This is a genomic window from Bacillus sp. Au-Bac7 (genome assembly GCF_021341655.1).
Taxonomy (GTDB): Bacteria; Bacillota; Bacilli; order Bacillales; family Cytobacillaceae; genus Niallia.
This window is the reverse complement of record NZ_JAJTTG010000023.1, coordinates 1-24,279: the sequence shown is the minus strand read 5'-3', so window position 1 is coordinate 24,279 and position 24,279 is coordinate 1. Positions and strand designations below refer to the sequence as shown.

The window sequence follows — 24,279 nt, the reverse complement described above, 5'->3', positions numbered from 1 at the left end:
TGACTGATGGATGGCCTTATCTTTTCTGGAATACCCATTCTTCCAATCCTCTCAATAAGGTATAATAGTGGCAGAAAGAAAACGGAAATACCATGCTCAAAAAGGAGGGATGCTCTTGCAAAGCAAAAATAAAACGGTAGTAAAGTCAATGGACATTCTTAATCTTTTCCTTCACCATTCAAAGCTGAGCTTTAATGAGATTGTTCAGTTTTCAGGTATTCCAAAGACGTCTGTGTACAGGATGGTGCTGTCGCTCGAGGAAATGGGTTTGCTTGATAAGGATGTGGATGGGAAATATTCGCTTGGGCTTTTGTTTCTTCAGTTCGGCCATTTGGTGTCAGAGAGGCTTGATATTAGGCAGTTAGCTTTGCCTGTAATGCATATGCTTCACCAGGAGGTTGGCGAAGCAGTTAACTTGATTGTCCGCGATGGAAATGAGGCCATTTATATTGAAAAGCTGGACACGAAACAGCCTGTGAGACTTTATACGGCAATTGGGAGAAGGACACCTCTTTATGCGGGTGCTTGCTCTCGTGTTATTCTTGCTTTCCTGCCGTATATGGAGCGGGAGAAATATATTGATGAAACAGAATTACAGCCAATTGCGTCAGGTACAATCACAGACAGAGAAAAACTGCGTCAGCTGATTACGGAATCAAGGGAAAATGGTTTCTCTGTCAGTTATTCAGAGCTAGAGGATTATTCGGCTGCTCTTGCTGCACCGGTTTTTAACTTTAAAGGAGAAATCGTAGCTGGCATTAGCGTTGCTGGGCTTGATGTTAATTATAAGCAGGACAAGCTGGGGCCGCTTTCTGAGAAAGTGAAGGCAGCTGCATTGGAGATTTCCCGCAAATTGGGATATATAGAATAAGATAAAGGACATGGATGTATAATCTCATGTCCTTTTTATATGTCCTTAAGAGCGGAAAGGGGTAATCTCAATCCTTGATTTTTCAAGGGTTTCCTTGATTTGCTGGGCAAAAGTGAGAGCTTCAGAGCCGTCGCCATGAATGCAAATAGTATCAGCTTTGACAGATATATCTGCTCCTTGTCTAGTAGTGACTTTTCCTTCCTTAACCATGCGGACTACTTGGCCGACCGCTTGGTTCTTGTCATGGATAAGGGCATCTGGCTCTGTTCGCGGTGTTAACGTACCGCCGCTATCGTATGTGCGATCGGCAAATACTTCATTTGCTGTTTGCAGACCAATTCTTTCACCAGCAGTGACTAGTTCACTGCCAGCTAAACCGAATAGTATTAATTCTGGGTCAACTTTATAGACTGCTTCTGCGATTGCAGTTGCAAGAAGGCTGTTTTTGGCAGCCATATTGTATAACGCTCCATGGGGCTTAACATGCTGCATCTTTGCACCTTCTGCTTTGACGAAGCCAGACAAAGCGCCAATCTGGTAAATGACAATATCATGTGCTTCTTGTGGCGAGATATTCATGTTTCGTCGTCCGAACCCAGCTAAATCGGGAAGGCCTGGATGTGCACCGATTTTAACGTTATTATTGAGTGCAAGCTTTACCGTATTCCTCATCACTGATGGGTCGCCAGCATGAAAACCACAGGCAATATTTGCTGATGTAACGAAGCGAAGAATCTCTTCATCCATTCCTATCTTATATGCTCCGAAACTTTCACCTAAATCACAGTTCAAATCAACTTTATACAAAAAAATGCCTCCCAACTTAATATTCCGATTTAAGGAACTATTGTTTCGAATATCGTAGCATAAAACAGTATTTATGCATATCAGCAAATTTTTATAATATTTAAATTAGTTGATTTAAACCTCTACATGTAGGGTCTTTTCGATAATGTTAGTTTGAAATAATAAATTATATTGTATTTTTATTCTTACTAGTATAATATAACAGATAAATCTAATAATTCAGAACTTCAGTTCCGAAAATCGGAACTGTTAGAAATGGATGTCGTCATACTTAAAGTAATAGATACATAGAAGGGAGTAATCTTATAGATGATTAAACTAATAGGAATTCTTGTTGTGGCAATTGGCTTTGCATTTCGTTTTAACACATTGCTGGTTGTTACCGTTGCAGGTATTGTAACAGGCCTTGTGTCAGGCTATTCTTTTAATGAAATACTAACTTTATTTGGGCAATTCTTTATCGATAACCGCTATATGTCTTTACCAATTATCCTGACATTGCCGGTGATTGGGGTGCTCGAGCGTTATGGTCTGAAAGAGCGAGCAGAATCTTTAATTAAAAAAGCAAAAAATGCAACAACAGGACGTGTGTTGTTGACTTACTTGTTTATCCGCGAAGGTTCTGCGGCAATAGGCCTTAATATCGGCGGACATGCTCAAACGGTCCGGCCTCTTGTTGCACCAATGGCTGAAGGAGCGGCGGCTGCACGATATGGCGATCTGTCGGAAAAAACAAAAAATGATATAAAGGCACATTCTGCTGCTGCCGAAAATACAGGCTGGTTTTTCGGAGAGGATATCTTTATCGCAACAGGTGCAATCCTGCTGATGAAGGGTTTCTTTGATTCAGTCGGCATTCATGTAGAGGTTTGGGATATGGCACTATGGGGCATTCCTACTGCCATTACTGCATTGATTGTAAGCTGGTTCCGTTTTAACAGACTTGATAGACGTATTGCCAAAGCGGCAGGAAAAAACGGCAGTTTAAACAACTTGGCAAAAACGAACAAAGATGAGGAGGTAATGTAATGCACTTAATAACGCTTGATACACTTTATTACTTATTAGGTATTATCGTTGCCTTCGTTGCAGTTCGTGTTGCATTGGATAAGAATCATCCAACCCGGTGGGGATCCACTATTTTCTGGGGGATTTTTGCGATAACTTTCCTGGTTGGCAAACAAATCCCGCCGCTTTATGTTGGATACCTTGTATTAGTGATGGTGATAGTTGCTTCAATTGGAAAGGTGACAAAGTCAAAAGAGGAAGAATCAGATTCTGCTGAAAGAGAAGGGCATGCAGAAAGACTTAGAAATAAAATATTCCTTCCAGCTATCTTGATTCCAGTTCTCACCATTGTAGGAACACTGACTCTTGGAAAAATCAAGTTTGGTTCTGTCCAGCTTGTAAATCCGGAGAATGTTACATTGATTGCTCTTGGGCTTGCAACAATTATCGCCTTTATAGCGGCACAGCTAATCACAAAGGCAAAGGCAACAGTTCCTATTAATGAAGGGAGCCGTCTCCTTCAAGCTGTAGGCTGGGCAGTTATTTTGCCGCAGATGCTCGCAGCATTAGGCGGAATATTCTCTAAGGCAGGCGTCGGTGATGTTGTATCAGGAATTGTCGGAGATTTCCTGCCGACAAATTATGCTTTTGTAGCTGTAGCTGCTTATTGTATCGGAATGTTGCTGTTCACGATGATTATGGGAAATGCTTTTGCTGCTTTTGCTGTAATAACAGGAGGAATCGGGCTTCCTTTGATTGTTCAGCTCCATGGCGGCAATCCTGCTATCATGGCAGCACTTGGTATGTTTGCAGGCTATTGTGGAACATTGATGACGCCGATGGCTGCTAATTTTAATATTGTTCCAGCAATGCTTTTGAATTTAAAGGATAAAAATGCAGTCATTAAAGCACAAATACCTGTGGCTATACCAGTGTTTATTATTAATATGCTGCTGATGTATTTCCTTGTATACCATTTTTGATTTCGTATTAACCAAACAATTAGGAGGGATATGAAATGCAGAAGATTTTGCTGACAGGATTTGATCCATTTGGAGGAGAAGCAACTAACCCAGCTTTAGAATCTGTTAAAAAGCTTGATGGTGTTAAAATTGGAGATTATTTAATAGAAGCACGAGAAGTTCCAACTGTTTTTGATGAATCAATAGCGAGATTAAAAGAATATATAAAGGAAATAAAGCCAGCGCTGGTTATTTGTGTTGGTCAAGCAGGCGGCCGTCCTGATGTTACGATTGAGCGGATTGCGATTAATGTCAATGACGCACGGATTGCAGACAATCAAGGACAGCAGCCGATTGATACAGCCGTTGTAGAAGGAGGTCCAGCAGCCTATTGGTCTTCACTTCCCATCAAGGCCATCGTGAAAGCAATGCGAAAGGAGGGAGTGCCAGCCTCTGTTTCCCAGACTGCAGGCACATTTGTCTGCAACCATATTTTCTATGGTCTAATGAATGTATTAGAGCAAATGGGTAACAAGATAAAAGGAGGCTTTATTCATATTCCATTCCTTCCTGAGCAGGCGACAGCACATCCAGGTCAGCCAAGCATGGCACTTGATACGATAGTTAAAGGGCTGAAGACAGCAGTTGAAGCAGCGGTTGTTAATGAAAAGGACATTCAGGAAATAGGCGGACAGACTCATTAAACAGGAAATATAGTGCTGTCTAAAGAATAGATAAAAGTGACATGAGTAATGGTTGCTCATGTCACTTTTCTATTCAGAGAAGTTGCGTTTTAAATTTCTGATAATTATAATAGTTTTATAATCTAATATACGGAACTGTAATTCCGAAAATCGGAATTTGAGAAGGGGGGATAATATGGGAGAAAATATTGTCGGTGACAAACCAGATACTCAAATGAAACCACTCGGAGACTCAGGGATACTTGTCCAATTCGGCACAGAAATAAGTCCCAATGTACATGAAGAGGTAAAGGCATTTACAGACTGTATAGAAGCAAATTCTTTTCCCGGCTTTATAGAATGTGTGCCAGCTTTTACTAGTGTGACCATCTTTTATAGTCCTTTACTCGTCTTTCAAATATATAAAGGGAAAGGCAAGCCAGAGGATTTGTCACCATATAGTATTGTCCAATCTATTCTGCAGGAAAGATTAAAGAGTCTTCATACGTCAAAAAGAAGGGAAAAAAGAGTGGTTGATATTCCTGTGTGCTATGGGGGAGAGCTTGGCCCTGATTTAGAGGCAGTGGCAAAATATCATCAATTAACACCGGCAGAAGTAATAGATATCCATTCACAAGCAGAATATCTCGTTTATATGATTGGCTTTGCTCCTGGCTTTCCCTATTTAGGAGGAATGTCTGAACAGATTGCCACACCGCGCCATTCTTCTCCAAGATTATCAATACCAGCAGGTTCTGTCGGTATTGCTGGCATGCAAACTGGTGTTTATCCGATTTCCACCCCGGGGGGCTGGCAGATCATTGGACGAACACCAATTAACCTCTTTTATCCAGACAAGAATCCGCCAACTCTATTAACATCTGGTGATATTGTCCGATTTAAGCCGATTTCAATAGAAGAGTATAAGGAATATAAGGAGACAGTGCTATGAGCTTAAGAGTGGAGCGCCCTGGTATGCTGACAAGTTTGCAGGATCTGGGCAGATACGGTTATCAAAAATATGGAGTAGTTGTCAGCGGAGCAATGGATTCCATCTCTTTGCGTATTGCTAATTTGCTCGTCGGCAATAAGGAGAATGAGGCAGGGCTGGAGATGACGTTAATGGGCGGGTCATTCCTTGTTGAAGAAGACTTGCTTATTGCTGTTACAGGCGGAGATTTGGCTCCGGTTATAGAAGAAGAGTCAATCCCGCTATGGAGGCCAGTGTGGATAAAAAAGGGAAGTCTGCTTCGGTTCCGAGCTTCCCGTTCAGGCTGCAGAACGTATATGGCTGTTGCTGGCGGTTTTGATGTGCAGGAGGTGCTTGGAAGCAAAAGCACTTATTTGCGAGGAGAACTCGGCGGGCTGAAAGGGCGGGCTCTTTCAGCAGGTGACAAACTGACTTGCGGCGGGGCTGCCCACCGTTTTCAGCACTTAAAAAGCAGCGCTGGGGCAATATCCTTTGCTGCCACTGCTTGGCATGTTAATCCAGAACCGTTTATTAATCTGAAGGAAACAGTGATACGTGTAATAAGAGGCGGAGAATTCGATTATTTTACTGAATCAAGCAGAGACCGTTTCTTTAAGGAGGATTTTCGTATTACACCGAATTCAGATCGGATGGGATACAGAATGGAAGGCACTCCCTTGGAAATGACCGATTCATTTGAACTCCTATCTGAACCTGTAACAAATGGGACGATTCAAGTGCCGAAGGATGGAAACCCCATTATCTTGCTGGCAGATCGGCAGACGACGGGAGGCTACCCGAAAATCGCACAAGTCGCAACGGTGGACCTACCGCTGCTAGCTCAAAAGAAGCCGGGGGAAATTGTCCGCTTTAAAGAAATATCGTTAGCAGAGGCCGAACAGCTTTATTTAAGGCAAGAACTGCAATTAGAAAAACTAAAGGCCGGCCTATCATTGAAAGTTGATGAAACAGCGTAAATTAGGAAATAAAGATAAAAAAGGAGATGCAAAAAACGGATGTGGGTTATAACCGTCTATTCACCAGAAAATGATATTGCGCAATTTGAATTCACTACAGAACAAGAAGCTCGGGAAGCATTTGAGCAATTGCAAGGCTGCAAGATTCTCACAGAGGTTATTTACTTTAATGATGAGATTATCTTAGCAACAGCTTAAGACAGCTTTTCCTTTAAGCTCTAGTTATGCACCCTTACAATTCAATAGATTCTAGACAATAGGATTCTATGAAAGTAGCAACTGAAATTGCTATAATAGGTAGTACAAGCTATTGAATATCAATTGGAGGAGCAGGTTAATGAGTGAAAATATAAAGCATTTAGGGAATTTGCTGTTGCAAAATTCACAAGAAATTGCGCTGACTGTGCATAAGCGGAGAATAGAGGGAGAAAGCTCTGAAAAATTAGCGCAAATCAGCTCTGTTGAAGGAGAAATTCTTCAGCTGCGCGCTCATTTTGTTTCCTTATTCGGTAAAAGCCTGTTAAACTATCCAGATTTAAAAGGAGCTCGTTCTTTATTTACCGATTGGGGAATCAGCACTGGTGCGAATTTATCCTCCGAAGGAGTACCGTTAGATGAGGCATTAAAGGATGTGTCATTCTACAGAACAGCAATTTGGGAAGTTTTAAAGACAGAGATGAAAGAAAAGGATTATTCCATCGATGAGGCTTTTGAGGTGAAGGATATTATTGATCCTTTACTGGATTATGCGTTGTACAATTTCAGCCTGTCTTATGTGGATTCCTATGCGAATACACTCAATAATTCAAGAAAAGCGTTTTTGGAGCTGTCTGTTCCAGTTGTGCCGATTACAGAAAATATCGCTATTCTGCCTTTAATTGGGGATTTAGATACAGAAAGAGCACAGCTGCTTATGGAAGAAACATTGGTTAAAACTAGAGATATGGGAATCAGTCACTTAATCATTGATATTTCTGGGGTTATCATTATAGATACGATGGTTGCTAATGAATTGTTTAAACTTATGGATGCATTAAGACTGCTCGGGATTGGCACAATTTTCTCTGGAGTGAGGCCGGAGATAGCCCAGACGATGGTAAGTCTTGGTCTCGACATTAAGAATTTAGTGACGAAGGCAAGCTTAAGACAAGCACTTGCTCTCCTTGAAAGAGAAAATGTGATTTAAATAGGAAAAGAGCTGGCGGATATGGCCAGCTCTTTGTTGTTTTTATTTCAATGTATTTAATGTATTTAAATCATGGTGCAATGATTCTGACGGTACTTTAGTTATTGGCACATTCCCTTTTGCGACAGGCTCTTTCACATAGACGAAGTCTCCTGTGCCATCAGGGGCGCTTCCAGTTGCCCATAAGCCGTCAGATGACTCGGATCCTTCAGAGAGGTTCCAGAATTCATAAGCTTCAGGCTGTGATTCCTTCTCTGCTTCTGGCGGGAAGCTTGCTGGTACAACGACACCGTTTTTGCTTTCCAATTCCTCAATTGCTGCAAGCCATTGATATTGGTGATATCTGTCGCGAGCAAGCATTTTTCTAAATGTAGCGCGGACACCCTCATCCTTTGTCATATGGTACAGTCTTGCAACTTGCAGGCGGCCTTGACTTTCTGCATGCAGGTTAGAGCGCATATCTGCAAGTAAGTTTCCGCTTGCTACGATATAAGAACCATTCCACGGCACTCCATTAGAGTTAGTTGGAAGACCTCCTAATCCGCTCACAAGCAGATGCTGCGGATTGACTCCACCCATGATGGCAGCAATCGTCGGATCTTTAGCTGCTTCTGCCTGATCATCTGGTGATGCACCATCTAGAAGTTGGCTTATAAGGGAACATAACATTTCTACATGCCCGATTTCCTCTGTACCAATGTCCATCAGCATGTCCTTGTATTTTTCTTCCCCGCGGCAGTTAAAACCTTGAAAAAGATATTGCATCATAACAGTCATTTCTCCGAATTGTCCACCAAGAACCTCTTGAATTTGGCGGGCCAGCATTGGATCTGGCTTGTCCACTTTTACTTCAAATTGTAATTCTTTCTGATGACGAAACACATATATCTCCTCCTTTTGGTTTTGCAGTTACGCTTATGAAGTACCCCTGCTAAATTAGAGATAAACACAGTGCTAAAAATTGCCAAAAAAAATGAGCCTTCAAGGCTCATCATTTATTAATGGATTCTTCCTGGTTATTTGTTTTGTGAGTTTCTTCCATAACTTGTTTTTCGTTCTTATCTTTTTCATATTCCTTACGGATTTTTCCGCATGTTATACACTCGCCGCTATAATAATAGCTGTATTTATGGTACTTGCGGATTGAACAAATTATCGATCCAAAAAGCATATGTAACACAACTCCTTTACATATAAATTGTACAATAAAGAGAATGAAGCGAAGATTAAATAAAAGTGACACAACAAGTCAGATAGGTGACAAAAACCGTCTTTGATTACCGAATGAAAACATTATGACGATGAACATTAAAGGTTTGTTATAAAAGAAATAACGATGTAATATCTACTCTTTGCATCCTTCATAAATTTCTTTTCCCTTCTTGGTTAATACTAATAATCCTGTTAAAAAGACGCCTTAGGAGGGGGAAGATGAAAAGACTAAAAAATCTGCATAAATCAGATTTAAAGATACCGTTTATCTATTTACTCATTTCTGCATGCTGGGTTATGTTTTCATCTTATCTACTCCCTTATTTCACTGGCGATTTGCGTAATTTGGCATCCTATGAAATGCTGAAAGGCTGGATTTTCATCTGTGTTACAAGTACTATTCTTTTCCTTCTAATAAGAAGGGAAAGGCTGAAGGATGAACAATCGAATAAAAGAATTTCAGAAGCTGAATTTAAATTTCGAACATTAGTAGAGGAATCTTTGTTAGGAATTTATATCCTTCGTGAAGGAAGATTTGCGTATGTCAATTCTACTTTGCTTGCATTAAGCGGCTATCACAGTAAAGAGCTGCTTTGCATGCATTTTTCAGACTTGATTTTGCCACTTCATGAAGGGGAAGAAGTCGGTCTTTACAACAATAGAGCTGAACTTCAGCTTCAGAAAAAGGATGGCACGCTGTTGGATGTAGTGGTTCTTTCTCACAAATTAAGTGTGATACATAATGATGCACCTGCCATTATGGGTTCTATTCTAGATAATACGGAGAAGCGTAAATACCAGCGGAAATTGGAGAGACTGGCATTCTACGATCCATTAACAAACCTAGCCAACCGCCGCATGCTTAGCAATTCAATGAATGAGGCAATGAATAAAGCAAGAACAACAAATGAGAAGCTTGCGCTTTTATTTATAGATTTAGATCATTTTAAAGGTATCAATGACAGCATTGGGCACGATATGGGGGACAAGGTGTTAAAAGAGCTCGCAGATAGAATTGTTGGTTGTATCCCGAAAAGCGGACTTGTTTCCCGATATGGAGGAGACGAGTTTACTGTTATGCTTCCGGGACTTCAGTCTGCTAAGGAAGCGGAAAGGATTGCCAAAGATTTAATTTCCCTTTTTAACGAGCCGCTTCATATTGAAAATCAGAAGTTCTATATTACATTAAGCATTGGTATATCTATTTTTCCCGATCATGGAAAAGAGTTAGAAACTCTCGAAAAGAATGCGGATATTGCGATGTATTTTGCGAAAGAAAAGGGGCGTAATAATTCACAGTTGTTTACAAAAAGCATGAAGGTGTTTATGGTTGAGCGGCTTCACCTCCAGCATGAACTTAGAAAAGCAACAGAAGATATGGATAATCATTTCTTTCTTGTGTATCAGCCGAAAATTGATGTGTTCTTAAATAAGGTAATTGGAGTGGAAGCATTGCTGCGCTGGAATCATCCTGTGTCTGGTCTAATATCTCCTAGTCGCTTTATTCCTGTTGCAGAGGAAATGGGGACAATAGGTGCTATAAGCAATTGGGTCATTAATAAAGCTTGCAGACAATTAAAATACTGGAATGAACAAGGAATCAGCCTGACCATTTGCATCAATATATCACCTTTATTATTTCAGCAGGCTGATTTTGTAAACAACATTCTTGAGCCAATTTCGGAAGCAGGAGTAAAACCAAGCCATATCCAGTTAGAGATTACCGAAAGTGTGCTCACTAATTATCTTGATGAGGCGATAGACAAACTGAAATTGCTGAAGAGGAATGGACTTACAATTGCTATTGATGATTTTGGCACAGGATATTCCTCCTTGAGTGTACTAAGAAAAATGCCGATTGACCGATTGAAAATTGATCAATCCTTTATTAGAGATCTGCAGAAGGAACAGGATATTGTTGCGTTGATTATATCGATGGCGCATAAGCTTTCCATGCATGTAACGGCAGAAGGTGTGGAGACGGTGGAGCAATGCAGGCTTCTCCGAGATTTAAATTGCAGAGAGATGCAAGGCTACTTATTCAGTAAACCAATTACAGCAGTAGAAATGGAAGAATACTTAAAGAGGCGGCCGATTGCTGCTTCCATACAAGAAAGGCTCTGACAAAGTTGGAGCCTTTTGTTTTTGGAAAGAAGGAATCAGTTGCTTTTCTCGCGAATGGATACGGAAAAAGGGAACTTTTTGTTATTTTTGTACGTATATAGGCAGGTTAGAAAATTCCAAATAATAACGAACTCATGTACAATAAAAATAATACAATGGCACTGGACACAAGGGTGAATTAGTTGCTAAGGAGGAATAGTAATGGGCGTAATGCTTAGCAAAGGACAGAAGGTGGACTTAACGAAAACCTATCCAGGTTTGAGCACTGTAATAGTAGGGTTAGGATGGGATATCAATCATACAGGTGCTGATTATGATCTTGATGCTTCCGCATTTTTACTTGGGGGCAACAGCAAGGTTCTCAGCGACCAAGATTTTATTTTTTACAATAATCCGAGCGGAGCGGGCGGCTCTGTTATGTACAGCGGAGATAACAGGACAGGAGCAGGGCATCTTGACGACGAACAAATAAGAATTGACTTAAACAGGGTACCTCCGTCCATTCAGCGAATTGCCTTTTCTATTACCATACATAATGCATATGAAAAAGGGCAGAATTTTGGCCATATATCTAATGCATATGTTCGTGTGTTTAATGAAGGAAACCAAACAGAGTTAATTCGCTTTAATCTTGGCAGAGATTACACCGTGGAAACAGCAATTGTGGCTGCGGAGCTTTATCGCCATAACGGGGAGTGGAAGTTCAATGCAATCGGAAGCGGCTTCCAAGGAGGACTTGGTGCTTTATGCAGGAACTTTGGTGTAACGGTCGATGACGAACCAGCACCGCAAAATAGCTTTAATGCCCAGCCGCATAGCTTTGCTCCACCTGTGCAAAACCAGCCATACTACGAGAACTCGAACACCTATGCAAATACATACCCATCTAGCAGTGCTGGAACATATCCTCCTGTCAATCAGCCATCCTATGGACAAGCACCTTTTCATGGCGGCAATCAGCAGCAAGGCTTTGGCCAAAGCCAAACAGGGTATGGCGGTGACCATATTGCTTGCCCGAGGTGTAACAGCACAAATGTAAGAACAGGAGAGAAGGGCTTCGGATTGGGGAAAGCAGCTATCGGCGGCTTAATTCTTGGCCCAATCGGCCTATTAGGCGGATTTATTGGCAAAAATCAATTGAAATTTACATGCAACAGCTGCAGAAACACCTGGTCACCTTCTAGTACAGATTATGCGGAGTGGGGAAGACAGCAAAAGCAGAGAGCAAAGGAGCTGTTCATGCGCTTTAAAAGTCCGGATGTTCTTGATGCTGTTGTTGCCTCCTGTGCCCTTGTCAGCATGGCAGATGGCAGGCTGGACCCTGCCGAAGAACGGAAGATGATAGAGTTTATCCATCAGAGTGAAGAACTGCGAGTATTTGATACAAACAAAGTGCAGCAGCAATTTAATCATTTTGTAAGAAGAATGGAATATGACCAAATAATTGGACGGGCTGAAGCTTTTAGAGCTATTGGGAAAGTTCGTTCCAAGCCGGAGGTTGCGCGGCTTGTGGCACGGTATTGTATATCTATCGGTTATGCAGACGGAAACTTCGACCAAAGAGAAAAGCAAACAGTTGCAGAAATCTGTCAGGAGCTTGGGCTTAATCCGAATGAATTTCTTTCTTAACAAAAATAGATAAAGGCAGAAGGATGGCTTGTTTTAAGCTTTCCTTCCGCGGCAATTTTTACAGGTACTTTTATATAGGAGGAGAAGCATGACAATCACACAAGAAGCTAATGGCAAAGTGAACAGAATAATTGAAAATATAGAGAAGGTAATGATTGGCAAGCGGGAAGTGGCAGAGCTAAGTTTGATTGCTCTGTTGGCACAAGGTCATGTGCTCCTCGAAGATGTTCCAGGCGTAGGAAAGACAATGATGGTTCGTTCATTGGCTAAATCGGTCGGCGCAAATTTCCGCAGAATTCAATTTACTCCAGACTTGCTTCCATCTGACGTAACTGGTGTGTCTATCTATAATCCAAAGGAAATGGAGTTTCAGTTTCTTCCTGGACCAATACTTGGCAATATAATTCTCGCAGATGAGATTAACAGAACTTCCCCTAAAACCCAATCCGCATTATTAGAGGCAATGGAAGAAAGCAGTGTCACCATAGATGGTGTGACACATAAGCTGAATAAGCCCTTTTTTGTTATGGCCACTCAAAACCCGATTGAATATGAAGGGACATATCCTTTGCCAGAGGCTCAGCTGGACAGATTTCTTTTGAAGATGAAAATGGGTTATCCAACACATGAAGAGGAGATGGAGGTACTGACAAGAGTCCAAACGTCAGCTCCTATTGAAGAATTGGAAAGTGTTGTTTCATTAGAAGAGCTGCTTATGCTGCAGGCAGAAGTGAAGAAGGTTTATGTTGATGCTACGATTAAGAAGTACATTGTCGATCTTGCAACAGAATCGAGAGCACATCGCAATGTTTATTTAGGTGTCAGTCCCCGTGGATCAATTGCCTTGATGAGAGCTGTTCAAAGTTATGCATTTGTTCAAGGCAGAGATTATGTTATTCCTGATGATGTTCAATATCTTGCCAAGGCTGTATTTTCCCATAGAATTATCTTAAAGTCAGAGGCTAAGTTTGACGGTATCTCTGCAGAGGATATAATGGGCGAGATTCTGGCAGCTGTTCAAGTTCCTGTCAGAAGGCTAGGTACGTGATGAACAGGATACTTAGAAGATTGCTTCGCATCTGGAAGTTACTTGTTTTGTTTCTGTTGGCAGGTGCAGCTTTTGCGTATGCAATGTTTCAAGGTGGGTTTGTCAGCTGGTTTTTGTTTTACAGCTTTTTGCCATTTGCCATATACGGAGCTTTGCTTGCTATGTATCCGTTAAAGGCTTGGAAAGCAGTAAGGAAAATTACGAAGCATGAATACACTGCGATGGAGAAAATGACAGTGGAGTTGGAGCTGACAAGATCGTCCGTGTTTCCCCTTTTTTACTTGGTGGTAGAGGATGTGTTCAGCACCAGCTTGAAAGAGCAGGCTTCAGGAAAAGTATTAGTCTTTCCTGGTTTTAAAAGGCGAATTGTTCTTTCTTATCATATAGATGCCGTACCAAGAGGAGAGCATCTGTTTACAGAGGTAGCTGTTAAAACAGGTGATCCGCTTGGCTTAATGGAAAAGGAATTAAAGCTTGCTTTGCCAGACCAGATTATTGTTTATCCAGTATATGAGGAGCTTTCCTACAAACCGTTTATGACACATTATGATCAAGGGGCGACAGTATCGAAGGAACGGGTCCAACGTGATACAACGATGGCAGTCGGTATTCGAGAATTTCAGACTGGTGACAGATTTTCGTGGATTAACTGGAAGGCGAGTGCTAAAAGGGATTCCTTTATGACTAAGGAATTCGAACAGAAACAGTCACATGACATTTTAGTTGTACTTGACTGTGAAAAAAGCGAAAAATTCGAGACGCTTGTTTCGTTTACTGCTTCTTTAATTAGAGGGATTATTCGTAAAGGCGCACAAGCAGGTTTGCTTACGGTCGAAAAGGAGCGGACAACCTTTCCGATAAGAGGCGGGGAAGGCCAGCGCAGTCTTCTATTCCATCACCTAGCTAAGTGTGAGGATGCATCTCCGCTTTCCTTGGCAAATGTGCTTGATAATGAAATGTCCTTATTGCAGCAGCAAGCCACCTTGTTAATCACTACAACAAACTTGACGAAGCAGCTTGTTGAAAAGACAAGCTATCTCGCTAATAAACGCTATCAGGTAGCTGTTTTTCTTGTGAAGGAGGCAAATGAGAGCTTGACTCAGGAAGAAAGAAGTTTAAAAGCTGCGGCTTCTTCGAGGGGAATTATGGTTATACCTGTGTCTAAGGGAAGATTCAAGGATGCATTTTTGGAGGTGGCAACTAGTTGAGATTTATAGGAATTCATACGGCTATTTCTAATTTTTTGCTGTATGTGCTAGGTTTTTTTCTTATATGGGAATGGCTGCGGCCGATGGAGCAACTAACTAATACAGGGAATGTTGTCGTGTTTATCCTGTTTTTGCTTCTCTCACTTGTTATGGCCTATCTGCGTTTTCATCCTACTTTAAGCGGTATTATTAAAATTGGCTATATTCTATTTGTTTTACAATATTTGTACTATGGAAATTCCTTTTTTACATTCAACTGGATTGGTGCCTTTACAACAGAAGTAATGGATAATTTTGCAATTTTATTTGATACGAATTGGCCTGAGTTAACCAATATGTTCAAAAGTCTGCTTTTCTTTATTTTGCTTTGGTTAATGTCATATCTTATTGATTACTGGCTGATTAAACGCAGAAGAATATTTACCTTCTTTCTATTAACGATGGTTTATATAACGGTTCTTGATACATTTACTCCATATGATGCATCAATAGCAATCATAAGGACAACTATCATAGGCTTTACAGCAATGGGCATGCTGACCTTCTATCGGATGAAGGATAAGGAAAATATAACTGACCGAAGATTCTTAGCATTAAAGTGGATGGCTCCATTGCTTTTCTTTGTTTTTGCTAGTGCGGCAATAGCATATGCAGCGCCGAAAGCAAATCCAATCTGGCCAGATCCTGTGCCGTTTATCCAGACAATTGGTGACAATGGTGGTGAAGGCGAAGGTAATGGCAACGGACCCCATCGAGTAGGCTACAGTGTTGATGATTCGAGGCTTGGCGGAGACTTTGAGCCGGATGATACATTAATGTTTCAGACTGAAGTTGAATCCTCTCATTATTGGAAGGTAGAGACGAAGGATACGTATACAGGTAAGGGCTGGGTTCAATCGGAAGAAGCAGTCACAATGAATGGACAAGACTTTCAGAGATTAGAAGGAGCTGGTGATATCCCGTTCGTATCTTTTGAGGAAGGCGACAGTGTAAAGACAGAAGCACAGGAAAGTACGGTTAACTTTGCACAGCCTTTTGATTATCTCTTATATCCTTTAGGAGTGACAGAAGCAGCTTCAAGTATGGATACGACGATGATTGTAGAAACAGGAAGTGAACGGATTTCCTTCGATTTTCCAACAGATTCCTATAGTGTGAGTTATGAAAAGCCTGAATACAGTTTAAGTACATTGACGAGTGCTGACATGAGCGGCTATTTAAGAGAAAATCCGGAGATAGCAGCAAGATATACGCAACTACCGCAAAATTTGCCACAGAGAGTCATTGATTTAGCAGCTGAAATCACGAAGGATGAGGATAATGTTTTTGCAAAGGCAAGAGCAATTGAAAACTACTTTTCCGGAAATGGTTTTGTATACAGCCAAAGCGATGTGGCCATACCAGCAGATGATGAAGATTATGTCGATCAGTTTCTTTTTGAAACAAAAATAGGTTATTGTGATAATTATTCAACTTCAATGGTTGTGATGCTGCGATCTCTCGGCATTCCTGCAAGATGGGTTAAAGGATTTACTGAAGGTGATCTCATCAAACAGGAAAACAATAGAAGCCAATATGAAGTAACCAATAACAATGCTCATTCCTGGGTAGAAGCATATTTTCCTGGAGCTGGCTGGGTAACCTTTGAACCGACACAAGGATTCTCCAATGAAAATACGTATGTAAATGATGTTCGAAACGAAGCGGACACAAACACAGAAGAAAATGAACAAACCGAGCAGGAAGCACAACAGCAGCGGGAAGAGCAACAAGTACCAGAAGAAGAGACAGTAGCATCAGATCAGTCTGAAGAGAAATCATTCGGAAAGTGGTGGAATACAATTGCAAACTTTGCTGCTGAAAGATGGCAGTGGCTGGTTGGCGGAGCTGTTCTAATCATAGCCATGAGCTGGATACTGTTCTGGAAGAGACATAAGTGGCTGCCTATATTTTATATATGGAAATACAAGCGCGGGAAAAAAGGCAATGACTTTGAAAAAGCCTATTTAACCTTGCTCAAAATGCTCAAGCTCTCAGGTTGGGGCAAACAAGACAACATGACATTGCGGGAATATGCCAAATACATTGACCATGTTTTAAAAACGAATGAAATGGCTGTTTTGACTGCCAAATATGAGGAGCTCTTGTATAAAGGGAATAGTCAGGACAATAATTGGACGGAATGGAAGGAAATGTGGGAAAGGCTGATTAGAAAGACAGCAGCTTGACCTGATGAAAGGAATTCAACACATTTTTATTGGGGTGTTGGATTCCTTTTTTTATAGCATTTATCAGATTAGAATGATAAAAGGATCTGCCAAATAGAGGAAGTTATTAAATGAAAGCAAGCTACAAAAGTATGAATAGAATGACTTGGTGAATTGTGCGAAAATTTAATCAAAACAACAACACCTTGACCAGCAATTCGACATGTTGTTACAATGTTCTAAACTAATAAATTTCCTTCATATATCCTCGATGATATGGTTCGAGAGTCTCTACCGGGTCACCTTAAAGGATCCGACTATGAAGGCAGATGGGTCTTATTTTTATATGGTGTGTGTAAACCATTGTAATAGTAAAAGACTAGAATTCTGCCTTCGTTTTTATTTGAGGCCGAATTCTAGTCTTTTTTATATGAAGAAATACCTTTTTTGCTGCTATAAAATAGTCTTTTTCAATATTTTTTGCCATGGCTTTTCGTTTTATAGCATGAATAAGCAAAAATGTGAAAAAATAGTAACAATGAGCTTTTTAATAGATTAATGAGGTGAATAACATGGGGAAAACAAGCATTCAAGACCAACAAATGATTGTCGTTCTTGATTTCGGCAGTCAGTACAATCAATTAATCACAAGAAGAATTAGGGAATTTGGCGTTTATAGTGAGCTTCACCCACATACAATTACAGCAGAAGAAATCAAAGCGCTAAATCCAGCGGGGATTATCTTCTCTGGCGGACCTAACAGTGTTTATGATGAGAATGCATTCGGCTGTGACGAGCGAATCTTTGATTTAGGGCTGCCAATCTTCGGTATTTGCTACGGCATGCAGCTGATGACAAAGCATTTCGGCGGTAAAGTTGAAAAAGCGAAGCACCGTGAATATGGAAAAGCTGAAATTAAAATCGAAAACAGCACAAAGCTTTTCTCTGATCTGCCAAGTGAGCAAATCGTGTGGATGAGCCACGGAGATCTTGTAGTCGAGCAGCCTGAAGGATTTACAGTAGACGCAATTAATCCTTCTTGCCCAATTGCTTCTATGAGCAACGAGGAAAAAGGTCTTTATGCTGTTCAATTCCATCCTGAAGTGCGCCATTCCGTATACGGAAATGAACTGTTGAAAAACTTTGTTTTCGGTGTATGTGGATGTAAAGGCGACTGGTCAATGGAAAACTTCATTGAAATCGAAATGGAGAAAATCCGTCAAACAGTTGGAGACAGAAAAGTTCTTTGCGCACTTAGCGGCGGGGTAGACTCTTCTGTTGTTGCTGTTCTTATCCATAAAGCAATCGGCGATCAGTTGACATGTATCTTCGTTGACCATGGTCTATTGCGTAAAGGCGAAGCAGAAAGTGTTATGAAGACTTTCACAGAAGGCTTCCATATGAACGTAATCAAAGTGGATGCTAAAGAACGTTTCATGTCTAAATTGGAAGGTGTCAGCGATCCAGAGAAAAAACGTAAAATAATCGGTAACGAGTTCATCTACGTATTTGATGATGAAGCAAGCAAGCTTGAAGGAATTGACTTCCTTGCACAAGGAACGCTTTACACAGATATTATCGAAAGTGGTACAGCAACTGCACAAACGATTAAGTCCCACCACAATGTTGGCGGACTGCCAGAAGATATGCAGTTCGAACTAATCGAGCCATTAAATACATTGTTCAAGGATGAAGTAAGAGCATTAGGTACAGAGCTAGGAATAGCTGATGAAATCGTTTGGAGACAACCATTCCCAGGACCGGGTCTTGGTATCCGTGTATTGGGCGCAATCAGCGAAGATAAGCTGGAAATCGTTCGTGAGTCTGACTACATCCTGCGTGAAGAAATTAAAAAAGCAGGCTTAGACCGTGATATCTGGCAATACTTCACAGTTCTGCCTGACATCCGCAGTGTTGGTGTAATGGGTGATGCGCGCACATACGATTACACAATCGGAATCCGTGCAGTTACATCTATCGATGGTATGACATCTGACTGGGCACGTATTCCATGGGAAGTGCTTGAAGTTATTTCAACAAGAATTGTTAACGAAGTGGATCATGTTAACCGCGTCGTTTATGATATTACAAGTAAGCCACCTGCTACTATTGAGTGGGAATAATAAAGGTTGCCTAAGGGAACGGTCCCTTAGGTAATTTGGTATAATAATTTCCAAATTAATCTAATAGAAATATCCAAACACGAACATTAAGGGGTAAAAAGTAAGCGAACGTTTACAAAAAAATATCCTCTTAATGTTCGTTTTTTGTATTGACGAAAAGAAAACATGCTGATAAACTAAATTTGCAACTAAAGAAATACTCGTATAATTATGGGGGATATGGCCCAAAAGTTTCTACCGAGCTACCGTAAATAGCTTGACTACGAGGTTGTGTATATAAAGGGATACGTATTAGAACTTTTATTCTTTATTATCTAATCCCTGCTATATTTCACAAACCCTAGTCAACGCTCCTACGATAATGGAGTGTTTTTTTGTTCTTATTGAATTGGAACATGAAAGGGGAAAAAAGAATGAAAAAGTTTTTCAAATTTGAGGAACTGGGAACGAATTACCGTAAAGAGTTTGTTGGTGGTTTTACAACCTTCCTAGCAATGGCATATATATTGGCGGTTAACCCATTTACATTAACACTAGGCGATGTAGCAGACTTGCCGGATGCGCTTCGTATGGATTACGGTGCAGTATTTGTGGCAACGGCATTAGCTGCAGCAGTTGGATCTCTTATCATGGGATTGTTTGCTAATTATCCAATTGCACTTGCACCAGGTTTGGGTTTAAATGCGTTTTTTGCATATACAGTTGTTTTAACACAAGGTGAGCCATGGGAATACGCTTTGGCAGCAGTATTTATTTCAAGTTTCTTCTTCCTGCTGTTGACGATTACCGGTCTTCGTGAAAAATTAATAAATGCAATACCAGTTGAGTTAAAGCTTGCAGTTGGAGCGGGAATAGGTTTATTTATTACATTCATCGGCTTGCAAAATGCTGAAATCATCGTCGACAATCCTGCAACATTAGTTCATATCGGTGATTTGTCAAAGCCTAGCACACTGCTGGCAATCTTCGGGATTTTCGTAACAATCATTTTAATGGTTAAAAAAATTCATGGCGGCGTATTCTACGGAATGATAATTACAGCTGTGGTCGGAATGATTTTTGGTGTTATTAATACGCCATCAGGTGTTGTATCAGCAGTGCCAAGTATAGAGCCGACTTTCGGTAAATTGTTCTCCGCTTTCGGAGACGGCGCATTCTATACACAAAGCATGCTTGTTGTTATTCTTACATTCTTATTCGTAGATTTCTTTGATAATGCTGGAACATTGGTTGCTGTAGCGAACCAAGCAGGATTAATGAAAGACAATAAATTGCCAAGAGCAGGTAAAGCATTGTTTGCAGATTCTATTGCTTCAATGGTAGGTTCTATCTTCGGAACTTCAACAACGACTTCTTTCGTTGAATCATCTGCTGGTGTTGCAGCAGGAGCTCGCTCAGGTTTTGCATCAGTTGTAACAGCAGGATTTTTCTTGCTTTCCCTGTTCTTCTTCCCGCTATTGGAAGTAGTTACATCTGCTGTTACTACACCGGCGCTAGTTGTTGTCGGAATATTGATGGTATCGTCTCTAGGGAAAATTGATTGGACTAAGTTTGAAATTGCAGTGCCTTCTTTCTTGGTAATCGTGTCAATGCCTTTAACGTACAGTATTGCAACAGGTATTGCTGTTGGATTCATTTTCTACCCGATTACAATGCTGTTAAGCGGCCGCAGAAAAGAAATCAATCCAATCATGTATATTTTCTTTGCCATCTTTGCACTATACTTTGTTTTCCTTCAATAAGGAATAAGATTTTAAAGGCTGCTATTTTTAGCAGCCTTTTGTTATTTTTTCGTTGACTTACAAGTTCGACTTTAATAACATTAAATTACCTAGAAGTCTGTCGAAGTGAGGAAAAAATCATGCCAAATTTACTAGTGAAAAAAGCGCTTAATAATAATGTGCTTATTGGTGAGCATCCTTCATATGGAGAAGTTGTGCTAATTGGAAAAGGAATAGGGTTTAACAGAAAGAATGGTGACTCTATTGACGCGGATGTAGTTGAGAAACTTTTTGTTCTTCGCAATGAAAAAGAACAGATAAACTACCTGAAACTCCTTCCTCAAGTAGACAACGATTTGCTAGATGTTATTATTTCTTCTATAGAGCTTATTAAAAGCAAAACAAATGCGATGCTCAATGAGCATATTCATGTTGCGTTAACAGATCACATCATGTTTGCGGCTTCGAGATTATCAAATGGGCTTGTGCTAAATAATCCCTTTTTGATCGAAACGAAGGCTCTATATCCTTTTGAATATAAGATTGCTGAGGATGTAGTAAAGCTAATTAGTGAACAGACAAAAATTAATTTGCCTGTAGGTGAAATCGGTTTCATCGCTCTTCATATTCACAGCGCAATGATGAATAGAAATCTTTCTGAGGTTAACCAGCATTCTCAATTAGTGACACATCTTGTCAATTTAATTGAAGAACAGCTGGAAATCGAAATTGATAAAGACAGCATTGATTATATGAGACTAGTTCGTCATCTTCGTTTTACGATTGAAAGAGTTCATAATGGGGAAAAAGTGGATGAACCAGAAAAAATAACTTCCCTATTGAAAGATGAATATCCGCTGTGCTATAATCTCTCATGGAAGCTCATTAAAGTGATGCAACAATCATTAAAGAAACCTGTATTTGATGCGGAAGCTGTGTATTTAACAATGCATCTTCAGCGACTTCAAAAAAAGGTTAAATAGTTATTATCTTATAAACGTGTTACTGATTCGATCAGGCATGAGTGAAAAAGATGATTGAACGGAGTTATTTAGGGCAATATATCCCTGAACAGCTTTTTTCAGTTACTTTTTACTCATGCCTTTTTGTTTTGCCTTTTGATAACGCTTTATGGGCTAGAAGAATTTTTTTAATAAAGTAGGAGGAAAAACGAATGTTTAAAAAGATTTTCGGTGTTTTGCAAAAAGTCGGAAAAGCACTTATGCTTCCGGTTGCATTATTGCCAGCTGCTGGTATTTTGCTTGCGCTAGGTAATGCGCTTCACAATGAAGCATTGCTAGATCTTGCTCCATTCTTAGATAATAGTGGAGTATCGATGGTAGCGTCCGTAATGGAAAACGCGGGTAATATCGTATTCAGCAACTTGCCGCTGTTGTTTGCAGTTGGTGTTGCAGTAGGTTTATCTGGCGGTGAGGGTGTTGCTGGTCTTGCTGCAATTATTGGTTACTTAATTATGAATGTAACAATGGGTACTGTTAAAGGCTATACAGCTGAATCTGTTAACGGTATCGATATTGCTAACGTACTTGGTATTCCAACGCTTCAAACAGGGGTGTTCGGCGGTATCATCGTAGGTATACTTGCTTCTATGCTTTATAACAAGTTCTATGAAATAGAATTGCCATCATATTTAGGGTTCTTTGCTGGAAAGCGTTTTGTGCCGATTATTACGGCAGGAAGTGCTGTTATCTTAGGTTTGTTAATGGTATTAATCTGGCCTCCAATCCAAACTGGTCTAAATGCATTCTCTCAAAACATGGTTAATGCAAACTTGACTATTTCAGCATTGATTTTTGGTATCATTGAACGTTCATTGATTCCATTCGGATTGCACCATATCTTCTACTCTCCATTCTGGTATGAGTTTGGACAATACACTACTGCTGCTGGTGATGTAGTACGTGGTGACCAACGTATCTTCATGGCTGAAATTAAAGATGGTGTACAAAACTTGACTGCTGGTACATTCATGACAGGTAAATTCCCGTTCATGATGTTCGGATTGCCAGCTGCAGCTCTTGCTATTTATCATGAGGCACGTCCAGAAAGAAAAGCAGTTGTTGGTGGTTTGATGGCTTCTGCTGCATTAACTTCTTTCTTAACAGGTATTACTGAGCCTTTAGAATTCTCATTCTTATTCGTAGCACCAGTTCTATTCGGTATCCACGCAGTATTTGCAGGTCTATCATTTATGACAATGCAACTGTTGGATGTTAAGGTTGGTATGACTTTCTCTGGTGGTTTAATTGACTATATTCTATTTGGATTAATTAACCCACAAACAAATGCTTGGATTATCATTCCGGTTGGTTTAGTGTTCGCTGTTATTTATTACTTTGGTTTCCGTTTCGCAATCCGCAAGTTTAACTTGAAAACTCCAGGACGTGAAGATGAAACTGAAGAAGAAGAAACTGCAGGCGGCACTACTAGCGACCTTCCATATGAAGTACTAGAAGCAATGGGTGGACAAGAAAATATCGCTCACCTTGATGCATGTATCACAAGACTTCGTGTGTCAGTTAATGACATTAAAGATGTTGATAAAGATCGTTTGAAAAAGCTTGGTGCTGCTGGGGTACTTGAAGTCGGCAATAACATTCAAGCAATATTCGGTCCTCGTTCTGAAACAATTAAAGGTCAAATGAGAGATATTATGAGCGGTAAAAGACCGCGTCCAGCTGCAAATGCTTCAATGGATAAAGAAGTGAAGCAGCAAATTGAAGAGGTAAATCCAAATGCTCTTAAAGGTGATGTTGACGGTGACGATTCACTTGTATCACCAATTAAAGGTCAGTTGGTGCCAATTACAGAAGTTCCAGATCCAGTGTTCGCTGGTAAAATGATGGGTGATGGCTTTGCAATCATTCCATCTGAAGGTACTGTTGTATCTCCTGTTGACGGGAAAATTGTAAACTTGTTCCCGACAAAACACGCAATTGGTATTATGGCAGATTCAGGCCGTGAAATCTTAATCCACTTCGGTATCGATACAGTGAAACTGAAAGGGGAAGGATTCGAAACTCTAGTAGGGGAAAATGACGAAGTTAAAAAAGGTCAGCCTCTATTGAAAGTAGACCTGGACTTCATTAAAGAAAATGCAACATCAACAACAACGCCAATTATCTTCACTAATTTAGCTGAAGGTGAATCTGTACAGATTAATAAACCAGGCGATGTTGATTTGAATGAAGAAGATATTATTTCTATCGTGAAATAAACTTTTTGAGAACCCGGCTGTTATTGCTGGGTTCTTTTTTATATATATAATAGAAGAAAGTGTTTTATGAATGATTTTTTTAAAAAGTTATGTTGACTATTGGGTTAGATGGTGATATTATATGAAAACAGCGTCTTTGAGGAACATCTTGTAAAAAAATAAGCTGTTGACTTTGAAGAAAAATGCTGGTATTATTTAAAAAGTCACTTCTAACAGTGATTTAAAATTGCTCTTTGAAAACTGAACAAACAAAACGTCAACAATAATCGTTTTTATAACTTGCGTTATAAAGATGAAAATAAAGT

Annotated in this window: 20 protein-coding genes and 2 riboswitches; of the genes, 17 read left to right on the top strand and 3 right to left on the bottom strand. The window is 40.2% G+C overall.

Annotated elements, in window-relative coordinates; genetic code table 11:
• Nucleotides 1-115: 115 nt before the first annotated feature.
• Nucleotides 116-871, top strand: coding sequence for an IclR family transcriptional regulator (locus LXM54_RS26025; RefSeq protein WP_233318998.1), 756 nt, complete (start codon nucleotides 116-118; stop codon nucleotides 869-871).
• A 45-nt stretch (nucleotides 872-916) separates the two neighbouring features.
• Here LXM54_RS26025 and pxpA read toward each other — a convergent pair whose 3' ends face one another.
• Nucleotides 917-1,678: a 5-oxoprolinase subunit PxpA gene (gene pxpA, locus LXM54_RS26020; protein ID WP_233318996.1), complete on the bottom strand. Its 762-nt coding sequence runs from the start codon at nucleotides 1,676-1,678 to the stop codon at nucleotides 917-919.
• 309 nt (nucleotides 1,679-1,987) lie between these two features.
• Here pxpA and LXM54_RS26015 point away from each other — a divergent pair, with 309 nt between their 5' ends.
• The 7 genes from LXM54_RS26015 (at nucleotide 1,988) to LXM54_RS25985 (ending at nucleotide 7,464) form a co-directional block, all read left to right on the top strand.
• The gene (locus LXM54_RS26015; RefSeq protein ID WP_233318994.1) at nucleotides 1,988-2,707 is read left to right on the top strand and encodes a DUF969 domain-containing protein; all 720 of its coding nucleotides are present in this window, start codon (nucleotides 1,988-1,990) and stop codon (nucleotides 2,705-2,707) included.
• On the top strand, nucleotides 2,707-3,669 hold the full coding sequence (locus tag LXM54_RS26010) for a DUF979 domain-containing protein (RefSeq protein WP_233318991.1): 963 nt from the start codon (nucleotides 2,707-2,709) through the stop codon (nucleotides 3,667-3,669). The genes LXM54_RS26015 and LXM54_RS26010 overlap by 1 nt, the downstream gene beginning before the upstream one ends.
• A gap of 35 nt (nucleotides 3,670-3,704) precedes the next feature.
• The gene (pcp, locus tag LXM54_RS26005) at nucleotides 3,705-4,352 is read left to right on the top strand and encodes a pyroglutamyl-peptidase I (RefSeq protein WP_233318989.1); all 648 of its coding nucleotides are present in this window, start codon (nucleotides 3,705-3,707) and stop codon (nucleotides 4,350-4,352) included.
• 175 nt (nucleotides 4,353-4,527) lie between these two features.
• Nucleotides 4,528-5,283, top strand: coding sequence for a 5-oxoprolinase subunit PxpB (pxpB, locus tag LXM54_RS26000; protein WP_233318987.1), 756 nt, complete (start codon nucleotides 4,528-4,530; stop codon nucleotides 5,281-5,283).
• Nucleotides 5,280-6,278: a biotin-dependent carboxyltransferase family protein gene (locus tag LXM54_RS25995; RefSeq protein WP_233318985.1), complete on the top strand. Its 999-nt coding sequence runs from the start codon at nucleotides 5,280-5,282 to the stop codon at nucleotides 6,276-6,278. The genes pxpB and LXM54_RS25995 overlap by 4 nt, the downstream gene beginning before the upstream one ends.
• Nucleotides 6,279-6,317: 39 nt before the next feature.
• The gene (locus tag LXM54_RS25990) at nucleotides 6,318-6,476 is read left to right on the top strand and encodes a hypothetical protein (protein ID WP_233318983.1); all 159 of its coding nucleotides are present in this window, start codon (nucleotides 6,318-6,320) and stop codon (nucleotides 6,474-6,476) included.
• Nucleotides 6,477-6,615: 139 nt separating this feature from the next.
• Nucleotides 6,616-7,464 (top strand): STAS domain-containing protein, encoded by an 849-nt coding sequence (locus LXM54_RS25985; protein WP_233318981.1) that lies wholly within the window; start codon nucleotides 6,616-6,618, stop codon nucleotides 7,462-7,464.
• Between the two features lie 42 nt (nucleotides 7,465-7,506).
• Here LXM54_RS25985 and LXM54_RS25980 read toward each other — a convergent pair whose 3' ends face one another.
• Both LXM54_RS25980 and LXM54_RS25975 read right to left on the bottom strand, forming a co-directional pair.
• On the bottom strand, nucleotides 7,507-8,346 hold the full coding sequence (locus tag LXM54_RS25980; protein ID WP_233318980.1) for a manganese catalase family protein: 840 nt from the start codon (nucleotides 8,344-8,346) through the stop codon (nucleotides 7,507-7,509).
• A 109-nt stretch (nucleotides 8,347-8,455) separates the two neighbouring features.
• Entirely contained in the window at nucleotides 8,456-8,635 is a 180-nt protein-coding gene (locus LXM54_RS25975) for a hypothetical protein (protein ID WP_233318978.1), read from the bottom strand.
• Nucleotides 8,636-8,895: 260 nt separating this feature from the next.
• Between LXM54_RS25975 and LXM54_RS25970 the strand changes: the two genes are divergently transcribed.
• From LXM54_RS25970 to ptsG, 9 genes are all read left to right on the top strand, one after another.
• Entirely contained in the window at nucleotides 8,896-10,800 is a 1,905-nt protein-coding gene (locus tag LXM54_RS25970) for a putative bifunctional diguanylate cyclase/phosphodiesterase (RefSeq protein WP_233318976.1), read from the top strand.
• A 201-nt stretch (nucleotides 10,801-11,001) separates the two neighbouring features.
• Nucleotides 11,002-12,429 carry a TerD family protein gene (locus LXM54_RS25965; RefSeq protein ID WP_233318974.1) on the top strand — a complete coding sequence of 476 codons (1,428 nt, stop codon included), beginning with the start codon at nucleotides 11,002-11,004 and terminating at the stop codon, nucleotides 12,427-12,429.
• An 88-nt stretch (nucleotides 12,430-12,517) separates the two neighbouring features.
• Nucleotides 12,518-13,477, top strand: a complete 960-nt coding sequence (locus LXM54_RS25960) for an AAA family ATPase (protein WP_233318972.1) — start codon at nucleotides 12,518-12,520, stop codon at nucleotides 13,475-13,477.
• Nucleotides 13,477-14,685, top strand: a complete 1,209-nt coding sequence (locus LXM54_RS25955; RefSeq protein ID WP_233319044.1) for a DUF58 domain-containing protein — start codon at nucleotides 13,477-13,479, stop codon at nucleotides 14,683-14,685. Before LXM54_RS25960 ends, LXM54_RS25955 begins: the two co-directional genes overlap by 1 nt.
• The gene (locus tag LXM54_RS25950; protein WP_233318970.1) at nucleotides 14,682-16,913 is read left to right on the top strand and encodes a transglutaminase-like domain-containing protein; all 2,232 of its coding nucleotides are present in this window, start codon (nucleotides 14,682-14,684) and stop codon (nucleotides 16,911-16,913) included. Before LXM54_RS25955 ends, LXM54_RS25950 begins: the two co-directional genes overlap by 4 nt.
• Nucleotides 16,914-17,130: 217 nt before the next feature.
• Nucleotides 17,131-17,232, top strand: a riboswitch (purine riboswitch).
• 232 nt (nucleotides 17,233-17,464) lie between these two features.
• On the top strand, nucleotides 17,465-19,015 hold the full coding sequence (gene guaA, locus LXM54_RS25945; RefSeq protein WP_233318968.1) for a glutamine-hydrolyzing GMP synthase: 1,551 nt from the start codon (nucleotides 17,465-17,467) through the stop codon (nucleotides 19,013-19,015).
• 180 nt (nucleotides 19,016-19,195) lie between these two features.
• Nucleotides 19,196-19,298, top strand: a riboswitch (purine riboswitch).
• A gap of 130 nt (nucleotides 19,299-19,428) precedes the next feature.
• On the top strand, nucleotides 19,429-20,757 hold the full coding sequence (locus LXM54_RS25940; protein WP_233318967.1) for an NCS2 family permease: 1,329 nt from the start codon (nucleotides 19,429-19,431) through the stop codon (nucleotides 20,755-20,757).
• Nucleotides 20,758-20,876: 119 nt separating this feature from the next.
• Nucleotides 20,877-21,719 carry a glucose PTS transporter transcription antiterminator GlcT gene (gene glcT / locus LXM54_RS25935; protein WP_233318965.1) on the top strand — a complete coding sequence of 281 codons (843 nt, stop codon included), beginning with the start codon at nucleotides 20,877-20,879 and terminating at the stop codon, nucleotides 21,717-21,719.
• A gap of 191 nt (nucleotides 21,720-21,910) precedes the next feature.
• The gene (gene ptsG, locus LXM54_RS25930) at nucleotides 21,911-23,974 is read left to right on the top strand and encodes a glucose-specific PTS transporter subunit IIBC (protein ID WP_233318962.1); all 2,064 of its coding nucleotides are present in this window, start codon (nucleotides 21,911-21,913) and stop codon (nucleotides 23,972-23,974) included.
• The last annotated feature ends 305 nt before the right edge of the window (nucleotides 23,975-24,279 follow it).